Source organism: Kribbella turkmenica (assembly GCF_004348725.1).
In the GTDB taxonomy this organism is placed as follows: domain Bacteria; phylum Actinomycetota; class Actinomycetes; order Propionibacteriales; family Kribbellaceae; genus Kribbella; species Kribbella turkmenica.
The window spans coordinates 41,054-51,046 of sequence record NZ_SMKR01000031.1 but is presented as its reverse complement, the minus strand read 5'-3'; the positions used below and the strand labels follow the sequence as shown (position 1 = coordinate 51,046).

The following is a 9,993-nucleotide window of genomic DNA, read 5'->3' as shown; positions in this document are numbered from 1 at the left end:
GTCGAGGGGTCTACTACTGCTTCGATGCGGCGGTTCAGGCCGATGGTGTCGATCATGGCCTGGCGGAGGATCTCATCGCTGCCGGAGCGGGCGAAGCTTTCACGGGCGCCGGCGTTGACCAGGCCGAGGGTGAGGGTTTGGTCGTCGACGGCGATGACCTGGGCGTTCTGACTCAGCATGATCCAGGCGAACCGGCGCTTGGCCTTCACCGCCTCGAGCACCTCGGGCCACAGCCGGCGGATGTCGGCCAAACCGACCGCGCCGGCCGACGGTGCACCCGATGCGCCGGTAACGGTCGAGCCAGGACCGCCACTGGACGAGGCGGCAGCAGGTGAGGTTCCAGACGCCGTTCCAGGTCCTGCGGACGAAGCAGGCGCAGATCCGGGCGTTGCGGACCGGCCAGACGCAGACCCCGGCGCGGCAGACGCGGACCCCGGCGCGGCAGACGCGGCCCCCGGCGCGGCAGACTCGGCCGGCGCTGATCCAGCGGGCTGCGACGACGCGGGCTGCGAGGACGGGGCGGGGGTGGCCGACGCCGACTCGTCGCCCCAGGCACCGGAGCGACTGGATACGGGGTGAGCGCCTCCGGATGAGGAACCGCTCGCCACTCCGTCACCAGCAGAGCGTCCGGCTCGTCCCGCGCTCGCACGGCCACCGGGCCCGGCGGAGTCACCGGAGCTCGGTGAAGTGCCTGAGGAGCCTCCGACCGCTGGCCCGCTGACTGACGGGCCGTCGACGGCACCGGCAGGCGCCGCACCGGCGGCTGAACCACCTGCTGCCGCGGTACCCGTGGCTGAGCCGCCTGCTGCCGCTCGGGCCGCGGCGCGGCTTGTTGCTGCGTCCGGCTCCGGACCGCCGACGGCCGCCGGCGGCGAGACGGCTTCCGGCGTACCGGCGGGGACTCCGATGGTGAGACGGCGTTCCATCCGGTCGAGGCGGGCTTGGATGCCGTTGGTGGAGTCGTCGGCACCAGGCAGCAGCACCTTGGCGCAGATGAGCTCCAGCTGGAGCCGCGGCGCGGTGGCTCCGCGCATCTCCAGGAGACCCGCGGCGACGATGTCGGCTGCCCTGGTGAGCTCGGCGGCTCCGATGCCGGCGGCCTGGGTCTGCAAACGCTCGCCCTGGTCCTCGGCGGCCTCGATCAGCCCGGAGTGGATCGCGTTCGGTACGGCGGACAGCACGACCAGGTCGCGGAGCCGCCGGAGCAGGTCCTCGGCGAACCGCTTCGGGTCCTGACCGGTCTCGATCACTTTCTCGATCGTCTCGAACACGGCCTTGCTGTCATGCGCGGCGAACCCGTCGACACAGGCGTCGAGCAGCGAGTCCGGCGTGAAGCCAAGGAGCGCGACGGCCAGCTCGTACGTGACCCCGTCGGGCCCGGCGCCACCGATCAGCTGGTCGAGCACGCTCAGCGAGTCACGGACCGAACCGGCACCGGCGCGCACGACCAGCGGCACCGCGGCCGGCTCGATCGCGACGCCCTCGGACTCGCACAGGGAGGCCATGTAGTCGCCGAGGGCCTTCGGCGGGACCAGGCGGAACGGGTAGTGGTGCGTCCGGGACCGGATCGTCCCGATCACCTTGTCCGGCTCGGTGGTGGCGAAGATGAACTTGAGGTGCGGCGGCGGCTCCTCGACCAGCTTCAGCAGGGCGTTGAAGCCCTGCGTCGTGACCATGTGCGCCTCGTCGATGATGTAGACCTTGTAGCGGCTCTCGACCGGCGCGAAGAACGCCCGCTCGCGCAGGTCGCGCGCGTCGTCGACGCCGCCGTGCGAGGCGGCGTCGATCTCGATGACGTCGATGCTGCCGGGACCGCCGCGGGCCAGGTCGGTGCAGGACTTGCAGACCCCGCACGGCTCGGCGATCGGGCCCTTCTCGCAGTTGATCGCGCGGGCCAGGATCCGGGCGCTGGTGGTCTTGCCGCACCCGCGCGGACCGGAGAACAGGTAGGCGTGGTTGACCCGGTTGTTGCTCAACGCGTTCCGCAGCGGCGCCGTGACATGATCCTGCCCGATCACCTCGGAGAACGTCTCCGGGCGATACCGGCGGTACAACGCAAGGGGTGCTTCCACGCCCGCAACCCTAGCGCCGACTGCCGACAAATCCTCCCCACGCCCTGTTATCCACAACTCCTCGGCGTGACCGGGCGCGTCCTTGGTCGGTGGATAGGTACGCTGGCGCGGGTGACGACCGGAGACGAGCGGCAGCAGCAGGTCATCGAGCGAGCCCGCGTCGTACTGCCGGAGGACGATCGAGTCCTCGGCGTCTACCTGGTCGGCAGCTATGGGACCGGTGAGGCGGACAGGTTCAGCGATGTCGACGTGCATTGTGTCGTGACCGACGAAAGCCTGCCGTGGTTCGAGGTGAACTGGGCCGGCGTACTGCGGTCGCTCACCGGGCCGACCGTACTGACCGATCGGGTGCCGGGGTTGGTCGGCGGGCTGGGGATCACGTCCGACTGGTTGCACGTCGACCTGTTCTGTCACGCGCGCGGATCCTTCGATCGCTTCCAGTACGACGGTGTCCGCGTGCTGTTCGACCGGGACGGGACCTTGTTCCCGGACGGCGACATCGAGCGCAAGGGCGGTCGGTCCGGAGAGCCGTACTGGCCGCAAGGACCGGTCAACCTCTTCTTCTACTTCCTGGGGAATCTCGTCACCGTGCTCGGCCGGGACGAGCGGATCGTCGGCAGCCAGGGCGTCGGCGCGGTCCGCGACCAACTCATCGCGCTGATGCTCGCCGAGCGCGGCGTACGACGTACCGGTGGAGCCAAGCGGTTGAACGCCTTCCTGTCGGACGAGCAGCGGGCCGCGCTCGAGGCGATCCCGCCCGCCGGCTCCGAACCGGCTGACATCATCGCGGCCAACCGGTACATGTGCCGAGAGTTCATCCGCCGGGGAACCGCCTTGGCCACGCAGACGGGCGAACAGTGGCCGGCCGAGCTCGTCGACGCCACCCTGGCCCATCTGCGCCGGCACTTCGGCGAGGACTTCGGCTGATCACGCGTCGACCGCGACCGGCACGTAAGGCTTTCGAGGTCATTCCTGGAGGCCGATGGCGGACAGGAGATCGAGTTTGCTCCTGGCATCCGGGTCGTGTGGGGTGTCCACCACGAGACGGAGGTCCGTGCCCTGCGATGAGCACAGTGGAGTCGACGGCGATGTCTCCGACCTCTGGATGGGCGACGATCTTGTGTGCGCCCTGGTGGTCGCCTATCGACCGAAGCGCCGAGAGCCCACGGATGCGGAGGTCAGCCGCGCGATACACCTGGCTGATCGCGATTGTGGGACGCGAACGCATCTACGACATCACCAACGCGCGGACTGACCTGGACTACCAGCCGACTGTGACCTTCGCTGCCGGTCTGAAGGAGTTGCGTACGTCGGCGCGGTAACACCGCTCTGCGCCGCGTCAGGAGCTTCTCGGCGAGGACTGTGGTCAGTCCCTGTCCCGGCTTACCCGAGGCGGTAGTCGGCGAACCGGGTGCGGAGGTCCTTCTTCGAGAACTTGCCGACCGAGGTCTTGGGCACCTCCTCAATGAATTCGACCGCGTCCGGGAGCCACCACTTCGCGACCCGGGGTTTCAGGTACTCCAGGATCTCTTCACCTGTGACGGTTTCGCCCTCCTGCAACACGACGCACGCCAGCGGGCGCTCGTCCCACTTCGGGTGCGGTACGCCGATCACCGCGGCCTCCTTGATCGCCGGGTGAGCCATCAACAGGTTCTCCAGTTCGACCGAGCTGATCCACTCACCGCCGGACTTCACCAGGTCCTTCGTCCGGTCCACCAGCCGCACCGAGCCGAACTGGTCGATCGCCGCCACGTCACCGGTCTTCATCCAGCCGTCTTCCGTGCTCAGCTGCACGCCTTCGTCGGGCCGGTAGTACTCGGACGCGATCCACGGCCCGCGGACCTGCAGCTCCCCGGTCGCCTCGTCGTCCCACGGCAAGGGCGTGATCGACCCGGGCTCGACGATCCGCACCTCGACGCCGGGCAGCGGCTGTCCTTGCCGAGCCCGGAGACGTGCCTTCTCGTCCTCGGAAAGCTTCTCGTACCGCGCCGGCACGTGCGCCGCGGTCGCCACCGGGCTGGTCTCCGTCATGCCCCAGGCCTGCAGGATCGGCCGGCCGAGCTTCTCCCGGAACGCCTCCGACAACGCCATCGGTACGGCGGACCCGCCACAAGGGACGCGCCGCAGCTTGGGCAACTCGACGTCGTCCAGCAACGGCAACAACCCCTGCCAGATGGTCGGAACGCCCGCGGCCAGCGTCACCTCCTGCTCCTGCAGCAGCTTGAGGATGCCCTGCGGAGACATGTCCGGGCCCGGGAACACCAGCGAGGCGCCGGCCATCGGAGCCGCGTGCGCGAGACCCCAGGCGTTCGCGTGGAACATCGGCACGACCGGCATGACCGTGTCCGTCTCGGCCAGCCCGATCCCGGCGTTGGTCAGTACGCCGATCGAGTGCAGCCAGGTGGACCGGTGTGAGTACACGACGCCCTTCGGATTGCCCGTCGTCCCGCTCGTGTAGCACATGGCGGCCGCCTGGTTCTCGTCCGCGACGCGGAACTCGACCGGCTCGGCCGCGGCGAGCAGCGCCTCGTAGTCGTGGAACCGCGGATCGTCCGGCACCTCCGCCCCGGGCGCCCCGGCCGGCAGGTCGTCCATCACCACGACGTGCCTGATCAGTGGCAATCGGTCGAGCAACGGCAGGAAGAGCCCGAGCAACGACCGGTCGACGAAGATCACCTCGTCCTCGGCGTGGTTCGCGATGTAGACGACCTGGTCGGGAAAGAGTCTGATGTTCAGCGTGTGCAGCACCCGGCCGGTGCAGGGTGCAGCGAAGTACAGCTCGAGGTGACGTCCCGAGTTCCACGCGAACGTGGCCACCCGGCCGTCCGTGCTGATCCCGAGCGCGTGCAGCACGCCGCCTAGTCGTCTGGTTCGCCCGGCCCACTCGGCGTACGTCAGCGTCGACGGCGCCGGACCGCCGGTGTGCACGGTCTTGTCCGGGTAGAACTGCTCAGCCCGGAGGAAGATGGTGTCCAGGGACAGCTGGTAGTTCTGCATCAGACCTTTCATGAGCACACTCTGCCAGCCGCGATATCGCCTTGACCATGACCTCATCCGGACTTTCTCGCGCATCCTTCAGGTACTCCGGGACGCGCCGAACCGGTAGCTCCGCAAGCGAGATGTTGCCGTCCCAAATAAATGACATGACACACATGTCGTGTAATCTGTTCGCCATGAAGGTGGTCGAGGAACTGCGGTACCTCGTGCTGGCGATCCAGCGTGAGGGCAACCGGTTGCTCGCCGCCGAGCTGCGACCGCTGGGCATCACGCCGTCCCAGGCGGAGGTGCTCAGGGTGCTGCGCGACCACGGTCCGCTGACGCTGAACGCGCTCGGCGGTCTCCTCGTCTGCGAGACCGGGAACAGCCCGAGCCGCCTCGTCGACCGGCTGGTCGCTCAGGGATCGGTGAAGCGCGGGATCGACAAGGTCGACCGTCGGTACCTCGCGCTGAGCCTGACCCCGCAAGGCCGCGCTCTGCACCGGCGCATCGTCACGGCCGAGAACCGCTTGCACCGGACGATGAACGACCTGGTCGCCGGTTACCCCCTCGACGAGACCATCGCGACGCTGAGAGCCGTCGCCGACGCCTTCCCTGCCGGAGCCGCACTGGCTCGCCGGCGCGATCCCGAGTACGACCACACCCTCGCCCAGGAGAGATAGTCATGGAACAAGCCACCGACACCATCCCCGCCAGCCGGGCGGCGATCCGGCACGTTCTCCTGGACGCGCTCGCGCTCCCGGAGTGGAACGAGGCGTTCCTTGCGATCGACGGCCCCAGCGAGGTCACCGCCGGTACGCCCTACCAGCTGCGGGTACGGTCGGGGCTCACCGGGGAACTGCGCTACACGGTGATCGAGGCGGATCGCATCGAGATCACCTGGCAGGTCCCCGGGTTCCGTGAAGTCGGTCAATGGACGCTGACCGCCGGTGGGCAGGTCACCCACACGTTCGAGCAGACCGGGCCACTCGCCACCGTGCTCCGTCCGGCCTACCGCAACATCGCCACCATCCGCCTGGCCCGCCTCGCCAACCGCGTCCGCCAACTGGCCCACACCGCCTGACGCGGACCATCCGGCAGGAGGACGTCAGACCGCCAGCGGCATCGCGCGCTTGTGCGCGGTACGACGGTGGGCGGCGATGATCGTGGCCGCGGCCTGCTCGCTGACCTCGCGGCCCTCGAGGAAGTCGTCGATCTCCTCGTAGGTGACGCCGAGAGCGACCTCGTCCGGCAGGCCCGGCGTGTTCGTCTCCAGGTCCGCGGTCGGCACCTTGCCGGTGAGCTCGTCCGACGCGCCGAGCCGCGAGCCGATCGCCCGGACACGGCGCTTGGTCAGCCCCGACAAGGGCGTCAGGTCGCACGCGCCGTCGCCGTACTTGGTGTAGAAGCCCATCACCGCCTCGGCCGCGTGGTCCGTGCCGACGACGAGTCCGCCGCGCGCCCCGGCGACGACGTACTGCGAGATCATCCGCTGCCGGGCCTTGATGTTGCCGACGTGGAAGTCCTCGCGGTCGCCGAGCCCGGCGTGCCGCACCGACTCGACCATGGCGTCCGTGGCCGGCTTCACGTCGACCACGAGGGTCTCGTCGGGCTTGATGAAGTCGAGCGAGCGCTGCGCGTCCGCCTCGTCCACCTGGACGCCGTACGGGAGCCGCATCGCGACGAACGTCGCCTGACCGCCCTCGGCCCGGACCCGCTCGACCGCGAGCTGGCAGAGACGCCCCGCCGTACCGGAGTCGACGCCGCCGCTGATGCCGAGCACGTACGCCGTCGCACGGCTGCGCCGGAGCTGGTCGGCCAGGAACTCGATCCGCCGCTCGATCTCGGTGTCAGCGTCGAACGAGGCGGGCACGCCGAGCTCGGCGATGATCAGTTCCTGCAGATAGCGGCGTTCGTCGCTCATCGGGCTCCCTCACGATCAGGGTTGTGCGGCACCAGCCTAGACAGGGCCCGGACATGAGGATTCCCCGCGCACCCGGAAGAGCTCACTTACCCTTGCTGCCTTCCGGCCCTGGGGGAGTTGGGCGAGATACCGCCACGCGGGGAACCAGCCAGAAGTGTACGTGATCGGATCCCCGGGCCCGAAATCCGTACCGCGGCACCCGGTGGATCGCACCCCGTTTTCGGGTCCACGCGGCGGGTACCGCGGTGGGGACACGAGGAGGAGCTGATGGCTGAGAACCGGGTCAGTGACGAGTTGTGGACCGAGTTTCACGAGTTGGTGAACATGACGTCGCGCGAGTTGGCGGACTGGTTGCGGACCGACTCCGCCGGTGAACGCACCGAGTCCGCATCCGAGGACACCGGTCACTCGCTCGGCGAGAAGGTGGTTCACATCCTCGGAAAGCGCCGGTCCGACCTGACCGACGAGGATCTCTCGGCGATGGAGCAGGTGGTACGACGGGTCCGGAGCGAGCGCGGTGAGGAACCGGAGCCGACCGCGGGCGAGACGCACTGGCGGCACAACCTGATGTCGATCGGCCACGATCCGCTGAAACCGCTGACGCCCTGAGCGAAACCACTGGGCGGATGCCGACCTGCTCCACCTATCCTCATTAGGTGACGAATCACCAATTCGGTCCGTTCGGGATCACCACCGGCCTCGACAGCAGCCCCGAGTCACTGGCCGCCGCCCGCGCGGCCGAGGAGCTCGGCTACTCCGCGATCTGGTTGTCCGGTGGCCCGCTGCCCGGCCTCCGGACCATCGTCGACCTGGTCACCGCGACCGGGTCGATCACCTTCGTCAGCGGCATCCTCTCCGTCGACCAGTACAGCGCGACGGACGTCAGTACGACGTACGCCGAACTGGAGTCGGCCGCACCCGGGCGGTTCACCGTCGGGCTGGGAGGGGCGCGCGGGCCGAAGCCGATCGCCACGCTCAACGCCTACCTCGACGAGGTCGACGTACCGGTCGGGCGCCGGGTGCTCGCGGCGCTCGGTCCGCGGATGATGGAGCTCGCCCGGGATCGGGCTGCCGGCGCCTACCCGTTCCTGACGACCGCCGCACACTCCGCCGAAGCGCGGAAGGTGCTCGGTCCGGACAAGCTGCTCGCGGTCAGCCACCTGGTCGTGGTGGAGACCGATGCGGACCGGGCCCGGGCGATCGCACGGGACACGATCGGGTTCTTCCCACAACTCCCGTCGTACGCCGCCTCACTCGGGCGGCAGGGATTCAGTGCCAAGGACCAGGCTGAGCTGCCAGATCACATGGTCGACGCACTGGCGGCGTGGGGTACGCCGGCAGACATCAAGGCCAAGCTGAGGGAGCACCTCGATGCCGGCGCCGACCACGTCGGGATCAACGTGATCACCGGGGTCACCGGCCCACAGCCGATGGAGCAGTGGCGGACACTAGCCCGCACGCTGCTTGCGTAGCAGCGCCGGGATCCAGTGGCCGCCGTACCTGGCCTGCAGCTCCGGACGCTTCCAGTCCTCGCCGGTGACGACGCCACAGCAGAGCGCGGAGCCGCAGGTTCGCATCGAAGCTATGGTTGCCGAAGGCAATCTTCCGCCGCGGATCGGTGTTGCCGGGCCGTAGCGGTGGAGCACGTTGCTGGTCGGAAGGCGGTCGGGTCCTTGGGGTCGTCGTAGTAGGAGTAGTCGCGGACCTCGATCAGCGATGACGTCATTACGGCTTTCGACCCTAGATGAGCAGACCGACCACCAGGAGCACAGTGAGAACGGCCGCGAGCAGGACAGCCGTCCGGTTGCCGGCGAGCCGCCGCAACGCGATGGCCAGGGGTCCGATCGGTTTCATCGTCGCTCCAATCGCTTGCGTGCTTGTCAGGTGACCAGCAGGAATCCGGCCGCGGCGAGCGTCAGCGGCAGTCCGAGGAGCCCGTGGCCGGCCAGGGCGAGGGCTGAGGCGAGTAGGACAGCGACCGCCGTGGCGATCCAGCCGGCGATGACGCGGTCCCTGGCGAAGAGGCTTCCGCGGCGGCGCAGCGCGCGGAGCGCTCGTGCGATGGTCAGGAGGCCGACAGCGACGATCGCACCGAAGCCGAGCTGTGTCGTCGTCGGAAGGTCGTCCTCGGTCAGCCACAGCATGACCGTGAGCACGACCACAGCTGCCGCGCCGCACAGTTCGACCGAAGACCCCACCCGGCGACGCGACGACAGCGCGTCCTGGAGTCCCGCGATCGTCTCCTCGGCCGAGATCACCACTCCGCTCCTTCCCTGATCAGCCGGCGCGCCCGATGCAGGCGCGACTTCACCGTCCCCACCGGTACGCCGAGCACCTCGGCGCACTTCTCCAGACTCAGGTCCTCCAGGTGGAACAGCACGAGCACCTCCCCTCGACCACGGGCACCTTGTCGACCAGGCGCCGTACGTCCACCCGGTCGACCACCTGGTCGGCCAGGTCGGGGTTCGCCGTACGGCGGTTGCTGCGGTTGGCCGGCGTACTTGTCCCTGAGCTGATTGACGACGCTGCGGCGCGCGATGGTGAACAGCCACGCGGCGAACCGCTCCGGTTCCTTCAGGCGCGGCAGCCCGCGTACGACGGCCACCAGCTCGGCAACCGCCTCCCGCTCACCCAGTTGAGCCCGCACCACCACAGCCGCCCATTTCGGCTCCACGATCACCTCCATCCGTACAGTCGCCGGAGCTGTCCATCAGGTTCACGCCCCCGATTTCAGGTTCGCCGGGGCACTCGCGTATCCTCTCCGCTTGGAGGATTCGCCTAGAGGCCTAGGGCGCACGCTTGGAAAGCGTGTTGGGGGCAACCCCTCACGAGTTCGAATCTCGTATCCTCCGCCACTCCCCGGAGTCAAGAAGCCGCAGGTCAGAGGGCGGTTTTCCAGGTTCGGGAGGATGAGACACAGCCGGGGCGGTTCCCAGTCTGGGAGCCGCCCCGGATTCGTTGTGCCGCCGTGGTGGGTGGAATTGTGGTGGTGGGTGTCGGATCGTGGGCGGGGCGTTCGTG

12 protein-coding genes, 1 tRNA gene and 1 other RNA gene are annotated in these 9,993 nt (G+C 68.9%); 7 read left to right on the top strand and 7 right to left on the bottom strand.

Annotation, left to right across the window (positions count from 1 at the left end; all coding sequences use genetic code 11):
• Positions 1-2,129 (bottom strand): DNA polymerase III subunit gamma and tau (locus E1218_RS09865; RefSeq protein WP_456073420.1); only part of this gene is annotated, 2,129 nt, incomplete at its 3' end.
• 54 nt (positions 2,130-2,183) lie between these two features.
• Here E1218_RS09865 and E1218_RS09860 point away from each other — a divergent pair.
• Together E1218_RS09860 and E1218_RS35965 are read left to right on the top strand one after the other, a co-directional pair.
• Positions 2,184-2,999: a nucleotidyltransferase domain-containing protein gene (locus E1218_RS09860; protein WP_233712125.1), complete on the top strand. Its 816-nt coding sequence runs from the start codon at positions 2,184-2,186 to the stop codon at positions 2,997-2,999.
• 242 nt (positions 3,000-3,241) lie between these two features.
• On the top strand, positions 3,242-3,394 hold the full coding sequence (locus tag E1218_RS35965; RefSeq protein WP_165949211.1) for a hypothetical protein: 153 nt from the start codon (positions 3,242-3,244) through the stop codon (positions 3,392-3,394).
• Between the two features lie 61 nt (positions 3,395-3,455).
• Here the strand turns inward: E1218_RS35965 and E1218_RS09855 are convergent, their stop codons facing one another.
• Positions 3,456-5,081, bottom strand: a complete 1,626-nt coding sequence (locus tag E1218_RS09855) for a long-chain fatty acid--CoA ligase (RefSeq protein WP_165949210.1) — start codon at positions 5,079-5,081, stop codon at positions 3,456-3,458.
• Positions 5,082-5,245: 164 nt separating this feature from the next.
• On the opposite strand from E1218_RS09855, the gene E1218_RS09850 reads away from it, so the two are divergent.
• Together E1218_RS09850 and E1218_RS09845 are read left to right on the top strand one after the other, a co-directional pair.
• Positions 5,246-5,731, top strand: coding sequence for a MarR family winged helix-turn-helix transcriptional regulator (locus E1218_RS09850; RefSeq protein ID WP_132318514.1), 486 nt, complete (start codon positions 5,246-5,248; stop codon positions 5,729-5,731).
• A 2-nt stretch (positions 5,732-5,733) separates the two neighbouring features.
• Positions 5,734-6,132 (top strand): SRPBCC family protein, encoded by a 399-nt coding sequence (locus E1218_RS09845; RefSeq protein ID WP_132318512.1) that lies wholly within the window; start codon positions 5,734-5,736, stop codon positions 6,130-6,132.
• Positions 6,133-6,156: 24 nt separating this feature from the next.
• Here E1218_RS09845 and nadE read toward each other — a convergent pair whose 3' ends face one another.
• Together nadE and ffs are read right to left on the bottom strand one after the other, a co-directional pair.
• Positions 6,157-6,972, bottom strand: coding sequence for an ammonia-dependent NAD(+) synthetase (gene nadE / locus E1218_RS09840; RefSeq protein WP_132318510.1), 816 nt, complete (start codon positions 6,970-6,972; stop codon positions 6,157-6,159).
• Positions 6,973-7,024: 52 nt separating this feature from the next.
• Positions 7,025-7,121: signal recognition particle sRNA small type (gene ffs, locus E1218_RS09835), an RNA gene on the bottom strand.
• Between the two features lie 118 nt (positions 7,122-7,239).
• Here ffs and E1218_RS09830 point away from each other — a divergent pair.
• On the top strand, positions 7,240-7,581 hold the full coding sequence (locus tag E1218_RS09830) for a DUF3140 domain-containing protein (protein WP_132318509.1): 342 nt from the start codon (positions 7,240-7,242) through the stop codon (positions 7,579-7,581).
• Between the two features lie 47 nt (positions 7,582-7,628).
• Positions 7,629-8,444, top strand: a complete 816-nt coding sequence (locus E1218_RS09825) for a TIGR03620 family F420-dependent LLM class oxidoreductase (protein WP_132318507.1) — start codon at positions 7,629-7,631, stop codon at positions 8,442-8,444.
• Here E1218_RS09825 and E1218_RS37740 read toward each other — a convergent pair.
• From E1218_RS37740 to E1218_RS09810, 3 genes are all read right to left on the bottom strand, one after another.
• Positions 8,421-8,549, bottom strand: coding sequence for a hypothetical protein (locus E1218_RS37740; RefSeq protein WP_267900285.1), 129 nt, complete (start codon positions 8,547-8,549; stop codon positions 8,421-8,423). The genes E1218_RS09825 and E1218_RS37740 overlap by 24 nt on opposite strands.
• Before the next feature lie 303 nt (positions 8,550-8,852).
• The gene (locus E1218_RS09815; protein ID WP_132318505.1) at positions 8,853-9,230 is read right to left on the bottom strand and encodes a hypothetical protein; all 378 of its coding nucleotides are present in this window, start codon (positions 9,228-9,230) and stop codon (positions 8,853-8,855) included.
• The gene (locus E1218_RS09810) at positions 9,227-9,658 is read right to left on the bottom strand and encodes an RNA polymerase sigma factor (protein WP_132318503.1); all 432 of its coding nucleotides are present in this window, start codon (positions 9,656-9,658) and stop codon (positions 9,227-9,229) included. Before E1218_RS09810 ends, E1218_RS09815 begins: the two co-directional genes overlap by 4 nt.
• 81 nt (positions 9,659-9,739) lie before the next feature.
• Between E1218_RS09810 and E1218_RS09805 the strand changes: the two genes are divergently transcribed.
• Positions 9,740-9,827: transfer RNA gene (locus E1218_RS09805), tRNA-Ser, on the top strand.
• The last annotated feature ends 166 nt before the right edge of the window (positions 9,828-9,993 follow it).